This window comes from Yoonia sp., from assembly GCF_036770585.1.
In the GTDB taxonomy this organism is placed as follows: Bacteria; Pseudomonadota; Alphaproteobacteria; order Rhodobacterales; family Rhodobacteraceae; genus Yoonia.
In genome coordinates this window covers 1-21,682 of sequence record NZ_DAIPIW010000025.1, presented here as the reverse complement: position 1 = coordinate 21,682, position 21,682 = coordinate 1, and the positions used below count along the sequence as shown (strand labels likewise).

Below are 21,682 nucleotides of genomic sequence, written 5' to 3'. Positions count from 1 at the left end.
TATGAACTGGATCACAAACTACGTCCGTCCCACCATCAACTCGCTTTTCTCGCGGCGCGAGGTGCCGGACAATCTGTGGACCAAATGCCCCGAATGCGGCACGATGCTGTTTCATCGTGAGCTGTCGGACAACCTGAATGTCTGCACCAACTGCGGTCACCACATGCCCATCGCTGCGCGGGCGCGGCTGGCCTCGATCTTCGACGGTGGCATCTTCACCGAAGTGAAGGTGCCCGAACCGGTCGCCGACCCGCTGCATTTCCGTGACCAGAAACGCTATACCGACCGCATCAAGGAAGCCCGCAAGAAGACCGGCGAGAAAGACGCCATGCTGGTCGCCGAGGGCGAGATGGGCCGCACGCCGGTTGTCGTCGCGGTGCAGGACTTTTCCTTCATGGGCGGCTCGATGTCGATGTATGTGGGCAATGCGATTGTCGCGGCTGCCGAACGTGCGGTGGAAACCAAGCGCCCGCTGATCCTGTTTTCCGCCGCCGGTGGCGCGCGCATGCAGGAAGGCATCCTTGGCCTGATGCAGATGCCGCGCACCACGATTGCGGTGCAGATGCTGAAAGAGGCGGGGCTGCCCTATATCGTCGTGCTGACGCACCCGACGACCGGTGGTGTGACCGCATCCTATGCGATGCTGGGCGATGTGCAGATCGCCGAGCCCAACGCGCTGATCGGTTTTGCCGGTGCCCGCGTGATCGAACAGACGATCGGCGAAAAGCTGCCCGAAGGGTTCCAGCGCGCGGAATACCTGCTGGACCACGGGATGCTGGACCGTGTGACCAAGCGCACCGCGCTGAAAGAGGAACTGGTCACCATCATCCGGATGCTGACCAAGGCCCCCGCGCCGGTGAAAGGCGATCTGCCCGCGCCCGCGGACGAGAAGCTGCCCGACCCTGCCGATGTCATCGCCGAGGCGGACGCCAAGACGTGAGCCAATCCTCGGACGTGATCCTTGAAAGGATGATGGCCTTGCACCCCAAGGTCATCGACCTGACGCTGGACCGTGTCTGGCGCCTGCTGGATGCCGTGGGTCATCCCCAAGACCGGCTGCCGCCCGTGGTGCATGTGGCGGGGACCAACGGCAAGGGGTCCACGCAGGCGATGATCCGCGCGGGACTAGAGGCGGGGGGCTCGCGGGTGCATGCCTATACCTCGCCGCATCTGGCGCGGTTTCATGAACGCATCCGGCTGGCGGGCAGGTTGATCGACGAGGCGGCGCTGACCGAGGTGCTGGATCGCTGCTATCGCGCCAACGGCAGCGACCCGATCACCTATTTCGAGATCACGACCGTTGCCGCCCTGATGGCCTTCGCCGAGACACCTGCCGACTACACCCTGCTCGAGGTCGGCCTTGGCGGGCGGCTGGATGCCACGAATGTCATTGCGAAGCCTGCAATCACGATCATCACGCCGGTCGATCTGGACCACCAGCAATTCCTTGGCGACACCATCGCCAAGATCGCGGCCGAGAAGGCGGGGATCATCAAACGCGGCGTGCCCTGCATCGTCGGCCCCCAGCACGAAGACGGGCTGGAGGTGATCGAAGGCCTCGCCGCCCGAGCCGGTGCGCCGCTGCTGGCCTACGGACAGCACTGGCATGTGGGCACGGAACGCGGACGGCTGGTCTATCAGGACGAAGGCGGATTGCTTGATCTGCCGCTGCCCAACCTGCCGGGGCCACATCAGGTGATGAACGCCGGTGCCGCGATTGCCGCCTTGCGCGCCATGGGCAAGGACGAAGCCGCCTGCGAGGCCGCCGTGACCCGCGCCTATTGGCCCGCGCGGATGGAACGGCTGACCAAAGGCGCGCTGGTCGATCTGGCCGCCCCGGCCCAGCTTTGGCTGGATGGCGGGCACAATCCCGCCGCCGGGATCGCGCTGGCCGAGACCCTGCGCCAGCAACCGCCCCGCCCCACGCATCTGATCTGCGGGATGCTGAACACCAAGGACATCGCGGGCTATCTGCGTCCCTTGGCGGGGGTTGCCCAGTCCCTTACCGCTGTCTCGATCCCCGGCGAGGCGAACACCATCCCCGCTGCCGATACCGCCGCCCATGCAAATGCGGTCGGATTGCCCGCAAGGGTTGCCGACAGCGTGGGGCACGCCATTTCGCAGATTACCGAAGACGCCCCCGGCGCCCGCATCCTGATTTGCGGCTCGCTCTATCTGGCGGGGCATGTCCTGAGGGAGAACGGCGCATGATCCGTGCGGCAACATTTGCTCTGACGCTTGCGGCCACGACAGCGGACGCGGCCGAGTTCTATTTCTGCTGGGAAGGTGCCAACGGCTATACGATGACCGGCCAGATGAGCCTTGCGCCCGGCGCGCGCGACAAGGTCATTGTGATGGAAGGCGACGTGACCGAGTTCCGCATCGCCGGCTACAAGGACGGCATCCTGATCGGCAAATGGGACATGGCCACGCGTGAAGCCGATGACCCGTGGTTCTTGACCTTCGATCCGCAGCGCTTTGCCTTCTTCACCCCGGGTGAACTGGGTGTCGGTGTCAGTCAGGCGTGGAATGCGGGCGGAACGGCGGATGATTGCGGCGATCCCGGCTTTGGCTTCAACCTTGGCAATTATGCGCAGGACTTTTGTCTCAACGGGGTGTGGGTAGAGGAAAGCGGGATGCCGCCGGAAACCCCGTTTCTGGTCAGCGCGGTGCCCATCGACCCGCAATGCCGCCTTTACGCGCCGCTAAGTTGACCTGTGTGCGAATCAGTAGTTGACGGCGAATCATCGATTCGCATAGATTCGCTGGTAACGAAAAGCGCCGCAAAAACAGGCGCGGGCGGGCAGTATTGGCAGGGCGAGCGGGCGGGCCTTACGGCCTGTCTTCTTGTGTCTCAGCCCCTCTTCATCCGCAACAATTTGCCACCCCCCACAGCAGGCCGTTTGCATCTTGGCGGGCAGTCTGGCTAGGGTGCGGAAAACGAACCGGATGATAAAGGCAAAGCCCTTGCGCAAAAAGCTATCCTCGCTGGCCGTGTCGGCCGCACTTGTCTGCGGTGGCGGTCCGGTTCTGGCGGATGTGGACATGGGCGCCTACCTTGCCGGACGGCAGGCCGAGGCCGCCAATGATTTCGCCGCTGCCGCGCGGTTCTTTTCCAAGGGGCTGATGGCCGATCCGCGCAATGTCGCGCTGCTGGACAGCGCCCAGCGTGCCTATGTCGGGCAAGGGGATTTCGCCCGCGCATTGCCTGTGGCGCAGGACCTGATCGCGACAGGCGCGGGCGATAGTGTCAGCCAACTGATCCAGCTGACGCATCTTTTTGCGACCGAGAACTTCGACGGTGCCCTTGCCATGCTCGACACCGGCCAGCAGGTCGGTCCGCTTGTCGATCATATCGCGCGCGGCTGGGCGCAGATGGGGCGCGGTGATCTGGCCGGTGCCATGGCGGCCTTCGACACCGCCATCGCTGCGGATGGCATGATGCTTTACGGGTTGACCCACAAGGTCTACGCCCTTGCATCGGTGGGTGATTTCGAAACCGCCGAGCAGCTTTTCGCCAATGCCGAGGGCGGGATGCTCTACAGCCGTCAAAGCGCGATTGCCCATGTCCTGATACTCAGCCAGTTGGGACGCAACGATATCGGCCTGCGACTGATCGGCGATGTTTTCGGCACGCAGCTTGATCCCGCCTTGCGCCTGTTGCGCGACGCGCTGATTGCGGGCGAGGCGGTGGCCTATGACGCTGTGCGCACTCCGGCCCAGGGGATGGGGGATCTGTTGCACGTCATCGCCGGTCTGATCGAGGATGACGCCCTGCCGGACTTTACCCTTCTCTACACCCGCGCGGCCAACCATCTTTGGCCGGAAAACACCACCGCCCTTCTGATGACCGCGCGCCTGCTGGAAGAGATGCAGCAATACGATCTTGCCAGCGCCGCCTACAGTCAGGTGGCCCCCGATGATCCGTCGTTCTATGCCGCCGAGCTTGGCCGCGCCGAGGTGCTGCGGGCCGCTGGCCGCAACGAAGCCGCCGTCGAGGCGCTGGAAGGGCTGACCCGCCTTTTCCCCGACCTGCCCGAAGTTCACGCAGCCAAGGGCGATACCTTGCGCGAGGCTGAACGCTTTGAAGAGGCCGAGCGGGCCTATACACAGGCACTCGATCGTTATGACGAGGCCGACCGGACCAAGTGGTTCGTCTACTACACCCGCGCGATCACCCGTCACCAGCTGGACGACTGGCCCGCCGCCGAGGCCGATTTCCGTGCCGCCCTTGCCCTGCGCCCCGATCAGCCGCAGGTGCTGAATTATCTGGGGTATTCGCTGGTCGAGCGTGGCGAGAAACTGGACGAGGCGCTGACGATGATCGAAACCGCCGCCGCCGCAAGGCCCGATAGCGGTGCGATCGTCGACAGTCTGGGTTGGGTCTATTTCCAGCTTGGACGCTACGCGGATGCGGTGATCGAGCTGGAACGCGCCGCCTCGCTCGAACCGGTGGACCCCACGATCAACGACCATCTGGGCGATGCCTATTGGGCGGTCGGTCGCGAAATCGAGGCGCGGTTCCAATGGCAGCGCGCGCTGTCCTTTGGCCCTGCCGAGGGCGATGCAAAGCGTATCCGCGCAAAGCTTGACCGTGGGCTTGATGCGGTGCTGGCCGAGGAAGGCACGCAACTGATTTCGGTTGCCCCGGGTGATGCTTCCGGTGACGATAGCTAGGGCGCCCGCCAAGGTCAACCTGACCCTGCATGTGACGGGCCAGCGGGATGACGGCTACCACCTGCTGGACAGTTTGGTAGTCTTTGCGGATGTGGCTGATGTGATCAGCGCGTCCCTTGCCGATGATCTTGCCCTGTCGGTCAGCGGACCCTTTGCACAAGGTGTCCCGACCGACGAGCGCAACCTGATCCTGCGCGCGGCCCGCCTGCTGGCCGAGGCGCGCGCCGTGTCGGCGGGTGCCGTGCTGCATCTTGAAAAGACCCTGCCCCATGCCGCAGGGATCGGCAGCGGGTCATCTGACGCGGCGGCAAGCTTGCGCCTGCTGGCGGACCTCTGGCAGGTGCCCCCGCTGACGCCGGATGACCCTGCGGTCGCGCGGCTGGGGGCCGATGTGCCGGTCTGCCTTGCGGGCCCCGCGCCGCAGCGGATGACGGGGATCGGGGACCGGGTGGCCCCTGTGGCTGCGCTTCCCCCCTGCGCGCTGGTGCTGGTGCGCCCGCCCGTTGCCGTGCCGACCGGACCGGTCTTTCAGGGGCTGGCGACGAAACACGGCACGCCGATGGCCGACCTGCCCGATGGTCCTGACTTCGCGCATTTCGCCGCTTGGCTGACGCGTCAGCGCAATGACCTGCAAACCCCTTCCGTCAACATCGCACCGGTCATCGGCGAGGTGATCGACAGGTTGCAGTCCTATGACGGCGTGGCGGTCGCCGCGATGTCGGGTTCAGGGGCGACCTGTTTCGGATTGGTCGCGGACCTGGGAACGGCCGAGGCGGTCGCCGCGCGTCTTGCCCTTGCCCGTCCCGACTGGTGGGTCGCGGCGGGGCGGGTGCTTTAACGCGTCCTGATCTGCGCCGTCCATCCGTTTCCACAAGAGGCTGAGAAGGGTCTCGCCCGCCAGCGGGCTTGCGCAGTCCGAGATCAGCACCGGCGCGCCGAAGGGCACCGGATGCGGCAGGGGCAGCGCTTCGGCCGCCTGACGCCGCACGCGCGGGATCATGGAAAGATCGGTGGCATCGGTCATGGTGGAAAGGCTAGCGCCCTGCCGCCTGTTTGGCAAATCACGCCCTATGGCGCAGGAAGGTGACCCATGTGTCGCCATAGCGGCGCTGGTCCAGTGCCTCATAGCCCTGGGGCGCGATCTGTGGCTGGTTTTCCTCCCAGACGATCAATGCGCCGGGGGCAAGCCAGCCATGCCCCTGCGCCGCCGCCAGCGCCGCGCCACCCAGCCCCCTGCCATAGGGGGGGTCGAGAAAGACCAGCCCGCAGCCCCCGCCTTCGGGCAGCCGCGTGGCATCGGTGGCCAGCAGTTGCGTATCCGCCTCGCGCCGCAGTTTGGCGATATTGGCGCGGATCAGCCTTTGCGCCGCGCGCCCGCTGTCGACGAAGGTGACATGGGAGGCACCGCGCGACAGGGCCTCCAGCCCCAATGCGCCGGTGCCTGCAAAGAGGTCCAGCACGCGGACACCTGTGACCGGATCACCGAAGCGTCCGCCCAGCAGCACATTGAAGAGGCTTTCGCGCACGCGGTCGCTGGTCGGGCGCAGATGCGCGCCCGCATCACCTTTGCCGACCTCGGCCAGCGTGGTGCCGCGATGGGTGCCGCCGATGATCCTCACAGCTTCAACAGCGCCTTCATGTCGGTCGCGGGGTCGGTGATCAGCGCCGGATCGGGGGACTTGCCGCCTTCGATCAGCCGCTTGCCGATCATGTAGTTGCGCGCGTCGTTCATCGCATCCACCGCGATCAGGCGGTCGCCCTTGTAATACCAATGCGATTGCGCGCCATCCTCGCCCTTGCGGACGTGGACCTGCCCATAGCCGAGGTTCAGCCCCGCGATTTGCAGCTTGCAGTCGTATTGATCGGACCAGAACCACGGTTTGGGCACATAAGGCTGGTCACCACCCATGATGTTGATCGCCACCGCCTCGGCCTGATCTATCGCGTTGCCGACGCTTTCCAGACGGATCCTCTGCCCTTCGACGTTGCAGGTGGCGCAATCGCCCGCCGCCCAGATATGCGGGTCGGATGTGCGCCCGTAGTCGTCGGTGACGATGCCGTTGTCGGTGGTGATGCCGGATATCTCGGCCAGTCCGGTTGCGGGGATGATGCCGATGCCGACGACGGCAAGGTCGATGGCGAGCCGCGTGCCATCCGTCAGTTCCGCGCCGGTCACATGGCCCTCGCCGGTCAGCCGGACAAGGCCGACGCCTTCGCGGATATCGACGCCATGGGCGCGGTGCAGGGCGCGGAAATAGTCCGAGGTTTCGGGCGCCGCGACCCGTTGCAGGATACGGTCGGCCATTTCCACCAGCGTCACCTGCAAGCCCAGCTTTGCGGCGACCGCCGCCGCCTCCAGCCCGATATAGCCGCCGCCGATGACCAGCAGACGCTTGCCGGGCTGAAACGCTGGCGCCATCGCATCGGCATCCGCCAGATCGCGGACAGTGAAAACGCCGGAAAGATCGCCACCGATGCCGGCGGGCAGCTTGCGCGGGACGGACCCCGTCGTCAGGACAAGGTCGTCATAGGCAAGACCCTCGCCATTCATCAGGACGATGGCTTTTTCGGCCGGTCTGATCTCGCCCACCTTCGTATTCAGCCGCAGGGTGATGTTGTTGTCGGCATAGAACGCCGCGGGCCGCAGGTAGAGCCGTTCCTGCGCCATCTCGCCCATCAGATAGGCCTTTGACAGCGGCGGGCGCTGGTAGGGGGGGACGGGTTCTGCGCCGATCAGGGTGATCTGCCCGTCGAAGCCCTCGCTGCGCAGCTTGGCCACACAAGAGGCCCCGGCCTGTCCGGCCCCGATAACGACGACATGGGACATGAAAAACCTCTCTTGCTTCTGGCGATGGTCCGGCGGCACCCTACATTTGGCCGGACAGTGGGCACAATTGCGAAGAGGAGCAACATTCATGACAATCGCGGTAGGGGATAAATTGCCAGAGGCGACACTTCTGGTGATGGGGGACGACGGCCCGCAGGGCGTGGCCCTGGGCGACAAGCTGACGGGCCGCAAGGTCGCGATCTTCGGCCTGCCGGGCGCCTATACCGGCACCTGCACCACGGCCCATGTGCCCAGCTTCATCGCTGCGATGGACGGGCTGAAAGCCAAGGGCGTGGACGAGGTGGTCTGCATTTCCGTCAACGATCCCTTCGTGATGAAGGCCTGGGGCGATGACACCGGCGCGCTCGCAGCGGGGATCACGATGCTGGGCGACGCGGAAAGCGCCTTCACCAAGGCGATCGGCATGAATTTCAGCGCAGGTCCGGTCGGGTTCGTCGACCGGTCGAAACGCTACGCCATGCTTGTCGAGGATGGTGTGGTCAAAATTTTGAATGAGGAACCCGGCCCCGGCCAATGCGAGGTCTCGGCGGGACAGACCCTGCTGGCCCAGATGGACTGAAGCGAAAAGGGCGGCCGTCGGGGCCGCCCTTTCTTGTCCCTTAGCCTTCGACCTGCATGACCTTGCGCGTGGGGAAGGGGATTTCGACGCCCTTGGCATCCAAGGCCTCTTTCACGCGGCGTTTCATATCGGCCTGAAACTGGAAGAAATCGGCGCTGCTGCACCAGACCCGCACCAGAAAATCCACCGAGAAATCGCCCAGGTTGTTCACCTGAATGAAGGGTGCGGGGTCGGTCTTGGCGCGTGGGTCGGCCATGATCGTGTCGCGGATCGTTTCTTCGGCCAGCTTGAGGTCGGCCCCGTAGCTGACGCCGAAGACCCACTCGGCGCGGCGGGTGTCGTAGATCGAGTAGTTGACGATCATGTTCCCCCAGACCTGTGAATTGGGAATGATGATCTGCACGTTGGACAGCTCGGCCAGTTCGGTGAAGTTCAGCGTGATATCCTTGACCGTCCCCATCTGGCCGTTGACGTTGACGAAGTCACCGATCTTGATCGGACGGAAGAAGACGATCATCACGCCGGCGGCCACATTCGATAGCGTGCCTTGCAGGGCCAGACCGATGGCCAGACCCGCCGCACCGATGACGGCGACAAAGGATGTGGTCTGGACCCCGAAGGTGTTCAGCACGAAGAGAAACGAAAACCCGATGATGATGTAGCGGGCGACATTCCCCAGAAAGTTGAACAGCGTGACATCGAGATGGGCATTCTTGCCGCCGATGCTGGTGATCCGTTTGCGCGCCCAGCCGCCGATCACGAAACCCGCAAAGAGGATCAGACAGGCACCCAGCACGCTGCCCACGGCCGAGGCAAGAAATTCGATGGTCAGGAGATCACCCAGGGTTTGGCCACCCCAGATTTCGGTTGTCGTCAGTTGTTCCAATGTCGTCTCCGGTCGGTTGCGTCTTCGGATTTCGGGGCCTTAGGCCATGGCTGGACCTGATGGTCAAGCTTATGGCAGTCTTGTGCCAAGGTCCGACCGCGCGGCAGTCGCATGAAGGCCCTGACGTTTGCGTGAAAATGACCCTGCGCTGGCGGGTGGCGGCCTCAATTCCGTCAGATTCGGATGCGACGCGTGGGATGTGACGAAGATGGTGTGACATGCAGGACGAAGACCTAGAGCCCCCGCAAAGGCCGCGAAAACTTCTTCCCAAGGTCGTGTTCGGGTTTGGGGTCGTCTTGCTCGCTTTTGCGGGTTGGATGTTCTTCAACGCTTCGGCGGCGCAACCACCCGCCGCGCCACAGGTGGCGGACGGCCAGCCTGCGGGCACGACTGCGGATGATACCTCGGACACACAAGGCGGCGCCGGACTGCTGACGCTGCTTGGTGCCTTGCTGATGGACACTGGTGGAACCGACGCGCCCGCCGGTCCCTCGCGTGGCGAACGTGATCAGGCGGCATTTCCGCGCGCGCCTGATGGCTGGAATTTGATGATCTCGGAAGGCAGCGGCCAGACCAAGGTCGTGGCCAAAGCCGTCTCTGACGCCATCTACACCCCCGGCGAGCCGCTGCGCGTGTCGACACTTTATGATCTGGTCGAGACGCTGCAACCCGTTGCCTCGCTTGCCGATTTGGACGAAGAAGCCGCCGCGCAGACAGCCGCAAGCCGGTCGGACGACCATGCGGCAGCGACCGATGCGCAATTCGATCAGGGGCGGGTCTATATCTCGGGCGAGACTGTCGTGATGGTGATGATCCGCCGCCTGCCGCCCGGAAGTGCGGCCAAGGAAAGCTGGCTGGATATCGCGTCGTCCGGTGCGCCGGTGCCGCAGGACATGGCGGGCCGGACGTTCATGGAAAGCGCGGGCACCGCGGACAGCGACGCGATCCACGCGCTGCGCCTTGATATCGCCGAGGACCTGTTCATCGAGATCGGCGGCAGGGCCGACCGCGCGACCCTGCGCCAGTTTGCCGAAGGCATCGACTACGACGCGCTGTAGCTTTTGCAGGCGCGGCGGGGTCTATCCCGCCAGCGCGTCCATCTTGGCGGCCAGTTTGCCGTCCAACTCGCTGAGACCGCCGGTGTCATGCGTGGTCAGCGTCACTTGAACCGTCTTGTAGACGTTCGACCATTCGGGATGGTGGTTCAGCTTTTCGGCCCACAGGGCGGCGCGTGTCATGAAGCCGAAAGCCTCGACGAAATTCTTGAAGACGAAGGTCTTGTGGATCGCGTCGCGCCCTTCGACCAGTTCCCAGCCTGCGTCCAGCAGGGCGGCGCGGTCTGTGTCACCCAGTTTCTCGGTCATTCCTGTTCCTCCACTTGCGCTTTGCGGAATGGGCCGTAGGTGGTCAGCACCTCGATTTCGTGGTCCACGGCCCTGCGTTCCTCTGTCAGGTAGCGCGCGACGGCGTCTTTGAAACCCGCGTCCCCGAACCAATGCAGCGAATGGGTCGCGACGGGCAGGTAGCCGCGCGCCAGTTTGTGTTCGCCCTGCGCGCCCGCCTCGACCTTCCGCATCCCATGGGCGATGGCATGGTCGATCGCCTGATAATAGCAGAGTTCGAAGTGCAGGCAGGGGTGATGTTCCGTGCAGCCCCAGTAACGGCCATAGAGCGTCTCGCGCCCGATGAAGTTCAGCGCCCCCGCCACAGGCCGTCCGTCGCGCAGCGCCAGCACCATCAGCATGTCGTCGCGCATCGTCTGATGCGCCAGCCGGAAGAATTTCCGCGTCAGATAGGGCTGCCCCCATTTGCGCGCGCCCGTGTCCTGATAGAAGACCCAGAAGGCGTCCCAGTGGTCTTCGGTGATCTGGTCGCCGGTCAGCGCGACGATTTCACCGCCGAACCCCTGCGCCTGCGCGCGTTCCTTGCGCATCGTCTTGCGTTTGCGGCTGGAAAGCGAGGCGAGGAAATCGTCGAAACTGCCGTAGCCGTCGTTGACCCAGTGGTATTGCTGGCTGATCCGATGCAGAAGGCCCATCTTGGCACCGGCCAGCGCCTCGGCTTCGGTGCAGAACGTGGCGTGGACCGACGACAGCCCGTTGTCGGCGGCGATCTGCACGGCACCCTGGATCAAGGCGGACATGCCTGCGACCTCATGCCCGGGGCGGGTCAGGAAACGGCGACCCGTGGCAGGGGTAAAGGGGGCCGCGATCTGGAGTTTCGGGTAATAGCGCCCGCCTGCGTTCTCATAGGCATGGGCGAAGTTGTGGTCGAAGATATATTCGCCCTGGCTATGGCTCTTGGCATAGAGCGGCGCGACGGCGATGATCTGCCCGTCCTGGTGCGCGGTCAGATAGCGCGGCTGCCAGCCGGTGCCGGTGCCGACCGAGCCGCTGTCTTCCAGCGCCCTGAGGAACCGGTGCGTGGTGAAAGGATCAAGCGGTCGCCCGCCGTCCGCGGCCTTCGGACAGGCGCAGGCGTCCCAATCGGCGGCGTCGATGCCGTTGATGGTCGGATGGGCCGTGATCTCGATGGGGGCGTCGGTCATGGGATGCAACTTGTGCGCCGCCAAAGCGGCGTCAAGCCAGATACCCCTCGAATGTCACATTATCCACGATCCGCCGCGCCTCGGCCTCGGCCTTGGCGGAACGGATCGTCCATGTCAGGATCGCGGCACCCTGCGCTTTCAGGTCCGCCACGCGCGGGCGGTCGAGGTCGGTGGATTCGTGGCTGATGAATGCGGCACCGACGCGGTCGTAGTCGGGGATGTCGCGCAATGCGTCGCGCCGTGCGGCGGGCACCTCGGGCCACCAGACGGGTTCGTAGCTGGAGGTGGTGATGCCGCGCGGGATGGCGGGCGCGACCTCGGCCATGACCGCGACGCTGTGGGGGTTGAAGGACATGACCGCGACGTCCCCCTTGTATCCCGCCAGCACCTTTGCCGCCGCCCGTTCCAACGGGCCCACCTTCGGGCCCATCGCGCCGTCCTGATCCTTGATCTCGATCAGCAGGGGCACGCGGCCTGCGACCAGCGCCAGCACCGTGTCGAGCGCCGGAATAGTGTCGCCATCGTCGGTCAGTGCGATCTCCTCCAGCGCTGCCCGGGTCCGTGCGTTGACGAGACCGGCCTCGGCGGTCAGCCGGTCGAGAAGATCATCGTGAAAGACCATCGCGTGACCATCCGCCGAGAGTTGCAGGTCGATCTCGATCCCGTAGCCCGCATCGATGGCGGCCTGAATGGATTTCAGGCTGTTCTCGACCCGCCCGGCCTTGCGGTCATGCAGGGCGCGGTGGGCCAGAGGGATCGTCAGCAGGCTGGCGGGCAGGGTCATTTGATCTGGAAGACACCTTCGATCTCGACCGCGACGCCGAAGGGCAGCGAGGCCGCGCTGACCGCCGAGCGCGCATGGCGGCCCGCGTCGCCAAGCGCTGCGACCATGAAATCGGATGCGCCGTTGATCACCCGTGGCTGGTCGCCGAAGTCGGCGGTGGAATTGACGAAGCCCACCAGCTTCACCACCCGCACCAGACGGTCGATATCCCCACCACAGGCGGCTTTCACTTGCGCAAGCAGGCTGATGGCACAGATCCTGGCGGCGGCGGCACCGGCGTCGACATCCATATCCGCGCCAAGCTTGCCCGTGATCATGCCGTCCGGTCCGATGGGGATCTGCCCCGAGACATGCACGATATCGCCCGCGATCACGAAGGGGACGTAGTTCGCCGCTGGGGCAGGGGCGTCGGGCAGGGTGACGCCGAGTTCGGCAAGGCGGGTTTCGATTTGGCTCATCTGGGTTCTCCGATCTGTCGGCGCGACGCTATCGGGCATCGCGGACCGGCGCAATCATCCGCTGTCAGCGCTTTGCGGGAAATTGACCGTCAGCGGGGCAAAGAGACGGGCAAGCGGGCGCAAGGGCGGTGCGGGCAAGAGCACCACGACCTGCTGGCCGGTCTGCAGCGGCCTTGCCTGCCCGGTGGTTGACGTCAGCGCCGCCTCGGCATGGTAGAAGACCGTGCCTGTCGTGCTGTCCTCGTGCGGGGCGACGGCGATGGATGTGACCAAGATGTCGGGTGCCGCGTGGCCGCTTCGGGTCTCGGTGGGCAGGCGCAGGCGCAGGGTCTGACCGGTGGTCACCTTATCCAAATGATCCGGCGGGATCCGGAAGCGCACGATCGGGGTGGACGCATCCAGCAGAATGGTCATCGCCACCTCTGCCGGTCGCAGCACCTCGCCGGTGGTCGGGATGCGTGCCGCGTGCACCTGCCCTGCGACCGGCGCCCGCAAGAGCCGCCCCGCGATCAGGCGGGCGACTTCATCCTGCCGCAACACAAGGTCGCTGATCTCGGCGGCGAGGGTCTGCAAACGGCCCGCAGCCCCTTCCCGGCGGGAGGCGGCCTGTGCGGCAAGGGCGATCTCGGCCTCGGCGGCACTGTCGCGGGCCGCCGCACCCTCGCCTGCGAGGGCGGCGAGTTGCGCATCGAGACGGGCAACCTCTGCCTCCAGAACCGTGACGCGCGAGGTCTGGATCAAGCCGCGGTCCCGCAACTGCGATTGCGCGGCAAGTTCGGTGGCGACACTGGCGCGCTGGCGGGTGATTGCGGCGCTTTGCGCGGCGACCGATGCCTGCCTGCGGGTGAACCGGTCCCGTTGGGCCAGCAGTTGCGCGCGCGCCTCTGCAGCCAAGGCACGCCGTTCGGCAAAAAGACCGAGATACCGCGCTGCCACCGCAGCGGGCATGGCATCGGGCAGGGTGATGCTTTCCGCGCCAATCAGGTCCGCCTCGGCCAATGCGGCTTCTGCGCGGTGTTCGGTCAGGGCGGCGGCAAGGCGCGCGGCCTCGGCCTGCAGACTGCCGTCGTCCAGTTGCAGCAGTGGGTCACCCGCCGCGACCCTGGACCCGGCCGTGACATGGACGGTGACGACTGCACCCCCTGTCAGGTGCTGCACGCCGACCGGCGGATCGGTCGTCGCCACGATCCCGGGCAGGGCAGTGACATCCGCCACCTCGGCCTGAAGCCCCCAGAGCGTGATGCCCAAAGCAAGCGCCGCAATCGTGCTGCCGCCCGCGATGATCAATCCGCGTGCAGGCCAGCCTGCAGTGACAGGCGGCGGCGTCATGCCGGACCTGCCATCGCCGACGGTCGCGGCGCGCCAGTCTGCGCGGGTGCAACGGGGCCTACCGCTTGCCGCATCCCGTCCCGCAGATGGATGATCTGGTCGCAAGAGCCAAGCGCCTCGGCCCGCTGGCTGAAGGCGATAACCATCGTGCCGCGCGACTTGAGATGCGCGACCGCATGCGCAAGCGTAGCCAGCCCCGCCTGATCCAGCAGCGCATCGGCTGCATCCAGCACAACCAGGGTGCGGGGTCCGAAGAAGGCACGCGCCAGCGCGATCCTGTGCATCTGCCCTGCCGAAAGCAGCGCCTGCGCCGTGGCAACAGGTGTCGCATAGCCCTCGGGCAGGGTCAGGATCAGCCTGTGGGCATCAGCCAGCGTGGCGGCTGCGATCACCTCGGGCGTGGTGGTGCCCTCGCCCTGCGGCCCGGCGATCGTCTGGGCAACGGTGCCCGGCGGATAGAGTGGTTGCTGCGGCAGATAGCCGATGGCGGCTTCCAGCACTTTTGGCGGGTAGTGTCTGCGGGGGATCTCGTCGAAAAGCACGGTCCCCGCCGAAGGGTCAAGCGCGCCCGTCAGCACCCGCGCAAGCGTTGTCTTACCGGCCCCGCTTGGCCCCGCGACCCCAAGGGCCTGTCCCGCGCCCAGCCGCAAGCCCAGCATCCGCAGGCTGGCCTGAGTGCTGCCGGGCGGAAAGACGGTCAGTTGCGCGATCTCGACCGATTGCGTCGGGGCAGGCAGCGGCAGGGGCGCCGCCCTCGCGTTGCGATCCGCAGCAGTCAGAAGCCGATCCAGATGCTGCCACGCCGCCCGTGCTGCCAGAAGCGGGCGTAATTGCCCCAGAACAAGTTCGACCGGGGCGATCACGCGACCCAGCAGGATGGCCGCCGCAATCATCGCCCCGGGCGACAGTTGGCCAAGCAGCACCAGATAGGCACCCAAGCCCAGCATCCCCGCATGCAGCGTGTGGCGCAGATAGACGGTCAGGGCAGTAAAGACGGCCGCGCGATCCGCCAGACCACCCCCCATGCGGGCCGCCTGCGCAAGCGCGTTCACCCATGCGGACCGGTGCGCAGCAAGTTGACCCAGAGCCTGCAGGGACTGGCCGGCCCCGGTCAGGTCCGCGCCTTGCTGCGTGACCTCTGCCGTAGCCTGGCGGGCCTGCGCGAACCGCGACCGCAGAAGCAGATGACCGGTGATGGAAATCGCGGCCATCAGCGTCACACCGGCCCCCGCCAGCAATCCCAGCGCGGGATGAAACATGGTCAGCACCAGAATGAACAGGACCGTCCACGGCAGATCGAAGACCGCCAGCAACGCCGGGGATGCCAGCGTCGCCCGCAGGGCTTCGAGGTGTGCCGGCCCCGCATCGGCGCTGCGTGGCGGGCTGGCCGTCATCGTGGCATCGAAAACCCGAGGCGCCATCCCTTGCGAAAACCGTCCCGCCACCCGTCCCATGATGCGGCCGCGCAGATAGTCGAGCACCGCCATCCCCGCGAAGAGAAACGCCGCCAGCACCGACAGCGTGACCAGCGTCGCGACCGATCCCGTCGCCAGCACATGGTCATAGAGGTGCAGCATATAGAGAGGGCCGGTCAGCATCAGCAGGTTGACCACGCCGCCAAAGACCACCGCCGCCGCGACCAGATGCCCCTGTCGGACCAGGGTTCCTGCCAATGATCCGCCGTCGTCTGCCGACCCCTTGCCCGTCATGTTGCCACGCCACCCGCTTTGCCAACCGTTGCGCGCAGGAAACAGCAAAATCGTTAAGGTATTCTGAGAGGGCCTTCAGAGGGCAGGAGTTGTTGCCTCACCTGCCGAAATGGCGCAACACTTGTGCATGAGACAGCTGCCCCTCCTGCGCTTCGGCGCTGCCGTCACCGTTTTTCCAGTCGCGCTTTTGGCAAGTCCCTTCGACGGTGTCTACCGGCAGTCAGCAAATGCCGAATGTGCGCTGGTCGGTGTCGATGGTGGATCGATCAAGATCGAGAACGAGATCTTCTACGGGGTCGAGGTCGAATGCCGGATGATCAACCCCGTCGAAATCGAAGGCATGAATGCAGTGCTTTATGACATGGCCTGCATCGGCGAAGGCTCGGCCTGGGAAGAGCGTGCGATCATGATGGAGGACGCGCAAACGTCGGGTATCCTGATGATCTGGGACGGATACGCCTTCCGCTATGCGCGGTGCAATGACCCTGCTGCTGCCGCGACAGAGGCTGCGGCGGAGTGACGGCTAGTTTCCGGCAGCCCCGCTGAGAATGCTCTCCAGCACGTTCAGAACCTGCTGGTCCTGCACGACACCACCGTCGCTTTGCAGAAAATCGGTCTCGAAGGGGCGAGGCGGAATGATCATCGGCAGAGGCGTCGGTGTCTGGCCTGCCAGCACCCGCACCATCGTCTCGCGCCAGATCGTGGCGGGCAGACCGCCGCCGGTCACGCCGCTGAGACGCCGGTTGTCGTCGTAGCCCATCCAGACGCCGGTGACATAGTCGCCGGTGAAGCCGATGAACCACGCGTCGCGTGATCCTTGGGTCGTGCCGGTCTTGCCTGCGATCTCCCAGCCGTCGATGCGCGCGCGCGTGCCGGTGCCTTGTTCGACGACCTTGGTCATCATCCATGTCAGGGTGCGGGCGGCCTCTTGGCTGATCACGCGCGCGCCGATCCCGACCGAACTTGCGTCCATCAGCGAGGTATTGTCGCCCATGAACCGCAGGTCCACCAATCCGTAGGGCCGGACCTGCGAGCCGCCGTTGAGAATGCCCGCATAGGCCCCCGTCATCTCCAGCAGGGTGCTTTCGGTCACGCCAAGCGCCAGTGCCGGACCGGCTGCGAATTCACGGTTGATGCCAAAGCCCGTCGCAACCGCGCCGACCTTGCCGCGCCCGACCTCTTCAGAGAGCAGGATCGCGGGGATGTTGCGGCTGGTCGCCAGCGCATCGACCATCGAGATCGGCCCGACGAATGTGTCGTCATAGTTTTCGGGGCACCATTCGGGGCTGCCGCGCCGCTGCCAGCAGGTGCGGCGGTCGTCGATCATCGCATAGGGCGACATGCCCAGATCGAGCGCCGCGGCATAGATGAAGGGTTTGAAGGCCGAACCGCTTTGGCGCAGCGCCTGTGTCGCGCGGTTGAAGGCCCCCGTGGCGCTGATGTTGCGGCCGCCCACCATGGCACGGACCGCGCCGTCGGCGGACATCACCACAATGGCCGCCTGCGCCTCGGATCCTTCGCGCACGTCGCGTTCGAAGACCGCGATCAGCGCCTCTTCCGCGGCTGACTGGATCCGCGGGTCCAGCGTGGTGCGGATCATCACGTCTTCGGTGGTGTTGCGGGTAAAGAACTCGGGCCCGCTTTCCATCACCCAGTCGGCAAAGAACCCGCCTGACGAGGCCCGCGCCGCGTCCGACAGGGTCGCGGGGTTCGCCAGTGCATGTGCGGCTTCGGCCTCGGTCAGGTATCCCTGTTCCCGCATCAGCCCGATGACGACCGCCGCGCGGTTCTGCGCGCGTTCGAGGTTGCGTGTGGGTGCATTGGCCGATGGCGCGGTCAAGAGGCCCGCCAGCATCGCCGCCTGCGCGGGGTTCACCTGATTTGCCGAAATCCCGAAGTAGCGCTGTGCCGCCGCCTCGAAGCCGCGGCTGCCTGCGCCGAGATACGAACGGTTGAGATAGAGGCTGAGGATGTCGTCCTTGGAATATTTGATCTCCAGACCGATCGCAAAGACCGCCTCGCGCATCTTGCGCCAGAGCGTCGTGCGGCGGCAGTCCGCCTCGTAGGCCGCTTCGGTTGCCCATATGGCCGGATCATATGGTACACCAAGGCAAAGCAGTTTCGCCGTCTGTTGCGTGATGGTCGATCCGCCATGCCCTGAAAGCGGGCCGCGCCCTTCGCTGAGGTTGATCCGGACGGCCGAGGCGATGCCGCGCGGCGAGATCCCGAAATGCCAGTAAAAGCGCTTGTCCTCGGTCGCTACCACGGCGTTGTGCAGGTGGGGCGAAACGGTATCGGTCGTGATCATCCCGCCGAACTGGTCGCCGCGCCATGCAAAGACCTCGCCCCTGAAATCGGTCATGGTGACCGACCCACGGGCGCGGCCATCCATCAGCTCTTCGACGGGTGGCAGTTGTGCCGCGAAATAAAGCGCAAAGCCGCCCACGATCGCGGTGGCGACCAGTCCGATGCGCCATGTGAACGCCCAGATCAGCCGGAAGAGCCAGCGAAACGGCAGTAGCAGATAGCCGATGACGCCGCGTGGCTTGGTCTTGCGCGCCGTGGTCTTGCGCCGTGCCGCAGGCTTGGCGGGTTTTCTGGCGGTAGCCGTCTTGGTCGCAGGCTTTTTCTTGGCGCCGCTTCCCGCAGGATAGCGCCGCTCTGCCACCAGCGTGGGCCGCCTCTTGTCGTTTCCACTCATGCTCTGCTCGACTGCTGTTTTGTCGCTTTTGCGGCAGCATAGCGCGACTCGCAAGCAATGTAGAGCGCGGAGAACCGCCGATGGACACTTTATCGTTTGCTTAAAAATCGGGCACGATCGCCGGTTTGTGCAAAAATTGTGCAAATACCTTGCGATTCCCTTACCTTTGCACCTGCAGCATTCTTGTCCAGCGCCTGCACGCGCGCTCTTTGTTCCGGTGCGAGCGGGCGCTGCCACGGCGCTTCGCATGAAAATTGCAAGGGGAAGACAGTGAAACTCATCATTGCAACAATCAAACCGTTCAAGCTCGAGGAGGTCCGCGAGGCGCTGACCACCGTCGGCGTGCGCGGCATGATGGTGTCCGAAATCAAAGGCTTCGGCTCGCAGTCGGGGCATACCGAAATCTATCGCGGTGCGGAATATGCCGTAAACTTCGTTCCCAAGGTCAAACTGGAGATCGTCGTGCAGGACAGCATGGCCGATCAGGTTGTGTCCACCATCGCCTCCACCGCCAAGACCGACAAGATCGGCGACGGCAAGATCTTCGTTCTCGACGTGGAAAGCGCGCTGCGCGTGCGGACCGGCGAAACCAATGACGACGCGATCTGATCGCGTGAACTGAGGGATAAACAAATGAAAATCACCAAATATATCGCAGTCGGCGCGGGACTGCTGCTGCTGCCGACACTGGGCTTCGCGCAAGAGGCGACCGAAGCCGCCGAGGCCGCTGCCCCGACATTCGACGAAATCGGTCCCTACATCATGACCACCCTGCTGTTCCTTGTGGGCGGCTTTCTGGTGTTCTGGATGGCCGCGGGCTTTGCCATGCTCGAGGCCGGTCTGGTGCGGTCCAAGAACGTGGCGATGCAGCTGACCAAGAACATCGCGCTCTTCTCGATCGCGGCGATCATGTATTGGCTGGTCGGCTTCAACCTGATGTATCCGGGCGATTTCAACGGCTACATGGCGTTCAACTTCGTGCCGACCTCGCTGGAACCTGTGGGTCTTGATGCGGCTGATGCGGCACTTGACTATGCCTCTGTCGGTTCGGACTTCTTCTTTCAGCTGATGTTCGTCGCGGCGACCGCGTCGATCGTCTCGGGCGCTTTGGCCGAGCGGATCAAGCTGTGGCCCTTCCTGATCTTCGTCGTTGTCCTGACCGGTTTCATGTATCCGATCACCGGTTCCTGGCAGTGGGGCGGCGGCTGGCTGTCCGAAATGGGCTTCTCGGACTTTGCCGGTTCGACGATCGTGCACTCGGTCGGTGGCTGGGCGGCTTTGGCGGGTGCGCTGATCCTTGGGCCGCGTATCGGCAAGTATAAGGACGGCAAGACCGTGCCGATGCCGGGGTCCAACCTTGCGCTGGCGACACTCGGGACGTTCATCCTATGGCTGGGCTGGTTCGGCTTCAACGGCGGTTCGCAGCTTGCAGCCGGCACCGTGGGTGACATCACCGACGTCAGCCGCATCTTCGCCAACACCAACATGGCCGCTGCCTCGGGTGCTGTTGCCGCACTGATCCTGACACAGATCCTCTACAAGAAGCCCGACCTGACGATGGTCCTGAACGGCGCGCTTGCCGGTCTGGTCTCGATCACTGCCGAGCCACTGGCGCCATCGCTGTTCGGCGCGCTGATCACCGGTGCCATCGGTGGTGTGATCGTGGTCTTCACCGTGCCGCTGCTGGACAAGTTCAAGATCGACGATGTCGTCGGTGCGATCCCTGTCCACCTCTTTGCAGGTATCTGGGGCACGCTGGCCGTTGCCTTCTACACCGGCAACTGGGGTGCGCAGATCACCGGTATCATCGCCTACGGTGTCTTCACCTTCGTGGTCTCGCTGGTTGTCTGGACCATCCTGAAAGGCATCATGGGCATCCGTGTCACCGAAGAAGCCGAGATCAACGGTCTCGACGTCTCGGAACTGGGCATGGAAGCCTATCCTGACTTCTCCAAGGGCTGACCTCGCTCCCTGATGTGGTCCTTGAAGATCCAGACCCGGGCGTTCGCGCCCGGGTTTTTCGTTCCGGCCGCGGATTCGCAGCGCAATGGCGGGTTTGCGTCGAAGAATATCCCGCTGTTTTAGTGCGACACGCAAGGAAACACCGCAGGTGCACAATCACGCGTCACATTCTGCGAAGACCTTGCGCCGCGTTAAGGGATAACTGCCGCAAAGCCAGAAAATCCAGCAGATGGAGCCCCCCATGATCCAGACCCCCTATCTTCTCTTCCTCGGTGATGCCCCCGACCAGCTTGCCGCCAAGGTCGCGCAAGGCATCAAGGACTGGCGCCCCGAGAACGCCGTGGGCCAGTTCCGGATGGAAGGGTGCGGCGCGGACCTGCGGATCGCCGACATGACGCTGGAAGAGGGCCGCGCCGCCGGTGCCAAGACACTTGTGATCGGTGTCGCCAACCGTGGCGGGGTGATCAGCCAGGCCTGGAAGGATGTGCTGATCGCGGCGCTGAAGATGGGGTATGACATCGCCTCGGGCCTGCACAACCTTCTGCGCGACGAAAAAGACCTGATGGCGGCGGCGCGCGTGAACGGGCGCACGCTGTTCGACGTGCGGATTCCGTCGGTCGCCTATCCCATCGCCAATGGTGTCAAGCGCAGGGGCAAGCGCTGCCTTGCCGTGGGCACGGATTGTTCGGTCGGCAAGATGTATACCGGCCTTGCCATGGATGCCGAGATGCAGAAGCGCGGCCTCAAATCCACCTTCCGCCCCACGGGCCAGACCGGCATCCTGATCACCGGCGGCGGCGTGCCGCTGGATGCGGTGATCGCCGATTTCATGGCCGGTGCCGTCGAATACCTGACCCCCGGCAACGACGAGGATCACTGGGATCACATCGAGGGGCAGGGAAGTCTGTTTCACGTCTCCTATTCCGGTGTGACCATGGCGCTGATCCACGGCGGCCAGCCGGATGCGCTGGTCCTGGCGCATGAACCCACCCGCAAACATATGCGCGGCCTGCCGGACTATGGCCTGCCCAGTCTCGAGGCTCTGCGGGATACCGCCCTGCCGCTGGCCCGCATCGCCAACCCCGCCTGTCAGGTCATCGGCGTCTCGGTCAACACCCAGCACCTGACCGAGGACGAGGCGCTGTCCTACATGGCCGAGGTCGAAAAGCGGATGGGCCTGCCGACCGTCGATACCTTCCGCCAGGGGGCGGGACGTCTGGT

The 21,682-nt window shown here is 64.9% G+C and carries 21 protein-coding genes; 11 read left to right on the top strand and 10 right to left on the bottom strand.

From position 1 onward, the window contains the following. The first annotated feature begins 1 nt into the window (after window position 1). From accD to V7N12_RS06570, 5 genes are all read left to right on the top strand, one after another. Window positions 2-940, top strand: a complete 939-nt coding sequence (gene accD, locus V7N12_RS06590) for an acetyl-CoA carboxylase, carboxyltransferase subunit beta (protein WP_333713534.1) — start codon at window positions 2-4, stop codon at window positions 938-940. 29 nt (window positions 941-969) lie between these two features. Next, entirely contained in the window at window positions 970-2,211 is a 1,242-nt protein-coding gene (locus V7N12_RS06585; RefSeq protein WP_333713552.1) for a bifunctional folylpolyglutamate synthase/dihydrofolate synthase, read from the top strand. Further along, window positions 2,208-2,714, top strand: coding sequence for a hypothetical protein (locus V7N12_RS06580; RefSeq protein ID WP_333713533.1), 507 nt, complete (start codon window positions 2,208-2,210; stop codon window positions 2,712-2,714). The genes V7N12_RS06585 and V7N12_RS06580 overlap by 4 nt, the downstream gene beginning before the upstream one ends. A gap of 253 nt (window positions 2,715-2,967) precedes the next feature. Continuing rightward, window positions 2,968-4,677, top strand: a complete 1,710-nt coding sequence (locus V7N12_RS06575) for a tetratricopeptide repeat protein (RefSeq protein ID WP_333713532.1) — start codon at window positions 2,968-2,970, stop codon at window positions 4,675-4,677. Beyond that, entirely contained in the window at window positions 4,664-5,515 is an 852-nt protein-coding gene (locus V7N12_RS06570; protein ID WP_443089940.1) for a 4-(cytidine 5'-diphospho)-2-C-methyl-D-erythritol kinase, read from the top strand. Before V7N12_RS06575 ends, V7N12_RS06570 begins: the two co-directional genes overlap by 14 nt. A 223-nt stretch (window positions 5,516-5,738) precedes the next feature. On the opposite strand, the gene rsmD is transcribed toward V7N12_RS06570, so the two are convergent. Both rsmD and V7N12_RS06560 read right to left on the bottom strand, forming a co-directional pair. Beyond that, complete coding sequence (gene rsmD, locus V7N12_RS06565) at window positions 5,739-6,296, bottom strand: 16S rRNA (guanine(966)-N(2))-methyltransferase RsmD (RefSeq protein WP_333713530.1); 558 nt, start codon at window positions 6,294-6,296, stop codon at window positions 5,739-5,741. Continuing rightward, complete coding sequence (locus tag V7N12_RS06560; RefSeq protein WP_333713529.1) at window positions 6,293-7,504, bottom strand: NAD(P)/FAD-dependent oxidoreductase; 1,212 nt, start codon at window positions 7,502-7,504, stop codon at window positions 6,293-6,295. Before V7N12_RS06560 ends, rsmD begins: the two co-directional genes overlap by 4 nt. A gap of 88 nt (window positions 7,505-7,592) precedes the next feature. On the opposite strand from V7N12_RS06560, the gene V7N12_RS06555 reads away from it, so the two are divergent. Then, a complete protein-coding gene (locus tag V7N12_RS06555; protein ID WP_333713528.1) occupies window positions 7,593-8,084 on the top strand; it encodes a peroxiredoxin in 492 nt (163 codons plus the stop codon). Window positions 8,085-8,124: 40 nt separating this feature from the next. Here V7N12_RS06555 and V7N12_RS06550 read toward each other — a convergent pair whose 3' ends face one another. Beyond that, the gene (locus V7N12_RS06550) at window positions 8,125-8,970 is read right to left on the bottom strand and encodes a mechanosensitive ion channel family protein (RefSeq protein ID WP_333713527.1); all 846 of its coding nucleotides are present in this window, start codon (window positions 8,968-8,970) and stop codon (window positions 8,125-8,127) included. A gap of 317 nt (window positions 8,971-9,287) precedes the next feature. Between V7N12_RS06550 and V7N12_RS06545 the strand changes: the two genes are divergently transcribed. Further along, window positions 9,288-10,028 (top strand): hypothetical protein, encoded by a 741-nt coding sequence (locus V7N12_RS06545; protein WP_333713526.1) that lies wholly within the window; start codon window positions 9,288-9,290, stop codon window positions 10,026-10,028. A gap of 21 nt (window positions 10,029-10,049) precedes the next feature. On the opposite strand, the gene V7N12_RS06540 is transcribed toward V7N12_RS06545, so the two are convergent. Genes V7N12_RS06540 through V7N12_RS06515 form a run of 6 tightly spaced genes read right to left on the bottom strand, consistent with a single transcriptional unit; the run spans window position 10,050 to window position 15,762 of the window. After that, window positions 10,050-10,334 carry a 4a-hydroxytetrahydrobiopterin dehydratase gene (locus V7N12_RS06540; RefSeq protein ID WP_333713524.1) on the bottom strand — a complete coding sequence of 95 codons (285 nt, stop codon included), beginning with the start codon at window positions 10,332-10,334 and terminating at the stop codon, window positions 10,050-10,052. Continuing rightward, a complete protein-coding gene (locus V7N12_RS06535) occupies window positions 10,331-11,518 on the bottom strand; it encodes a GNAT family N-acetyltransferase (protein WP_333713523.1) in 1,188 nt (395 codons plus the stop codon). Before V7N12_RS06535 ends, V7N12_RS06540 begins: the two co-directional genes overlap by 4 nt. A 31-nt stretch (window positions 11,519-11,549) precedes the next feature. Then, entirely contained in the window at window positions 11,550-12,302 is a 753-nt protein-coding gene (locus V7N12_RS06530) for a glycerophosphodiester phosphodiesterase family protein (RefSeq protein WP_333713521.1), read from the bottom strand. Next, window positions 12,299-12,760, bottom strand: a complete 462-nt coding sequence (locus V7N12_RS06525) for a RidA family protein (protein WP_333713520.1) — start codon at window positions 12,758-12,760, stop codon at window positions 12,299-12,301. The genes V7N12_RS06530 and V7N12_RS06525 overlap by 4 nt, the downstream gene beginning before the upstream one ends. A gap of 54 nt (window positions 12,761-12,814) precedes the next feature. Then, window positions 12,815-14,089 (bottom strand): HlyD family efflux transporter periplasmic adaptor subunit, encoded by a 1,275-nt coding sequence (locus V7N12_RS06520; protein ID WP_333713519.1) that lies wholly within the window; start codon window positions 14,087-14,089, stop codon window positions 12,815-12,817. Beyond that, window positions 14,086-15,762 (bottom strand): type I secretion system permease/ATPase, encoded by a 1,677-nt coding sequence (locus V7N12_RS06515; protein ID WP_333713518.1) that lies wholly within the window; start codon window positions 15,760-15,762, stop codon window positions 14,086-14,088. The genes V7N12_RS06520 and V7N12_RS06515 overlap by 4 nt, the downstream gene beginning before the upstream one ends. 163 nt (window positions 15,763-15,925) lie before the next feature. Between V7N12_RS06515 and V7N12_RS06510 the strand changes: the two genes are divergently transcribed. After that, window positions 15,926-16,318: a hypothetical protein gene (locus V7N12_RS06510; RefSeq protein WP_333713517.1), complete on the top strand. Its 393-nt coding sequence runs from the start codon at window positions 15,926-15,928 to the stop codon at window positions 16,316-16,318. Window positions 16,319-16,321: 3 nt separating this feature from the next. On the opposite strand, the gene V7N12_RS06505 is transcribed toward V7N12_RS06510, so the two are convergent. Continuing rightward, window positions 16,322-18,499, bottom strand: coding sequence for a transglycosylase domain-containing protein (locus tag V7N12_RS06505; protein ID WP_333713515.1), 2,178 nt, complete (start codon window positions 18,497-18,499; stop codon window positions 16,322-16,324). Window positions 18,500-18,769: 270 nt separating this feature from the next. On the opposite strand from V7N12_RS06505, the gene V7N12_RS06500 reads away from it, so the two are divergent. From V7N12_RS06500 to dgcN, 3 genes are all read left to right on the top strand, one after another. Then, window positions 18,770-19,108, top strand: coding sequence for a P-II family nitrogen regulator (locus V7N12_RS06500; RefSeq protein ID WP_333713513.1), 339 nt, complete (start codon window positions 18,770-18,772; stop codon window positions 19,106-19,108). Window positions 19,109-19,132: 24 nt separating this feature from the next. Further along, entirely contained in the window at window positions 19,133-20,461 is a 1,329-nt protein-coding gene (locus tag V7N12_RS06495; protein ID WP_333713511.1) for an ammonium transporter, read from the top strand. 241 nt (window positions 20,462-20,702) lie between these two features. Continuing rightward, window positions 20,703-21,682: N-acetyltransferase DgcN (gene dgcN / locus V7N12_RS06490; RefSeq protein WP_333713510.1), on the top strand; the 980-nt coding region annotated here is incomplete at its 3' end.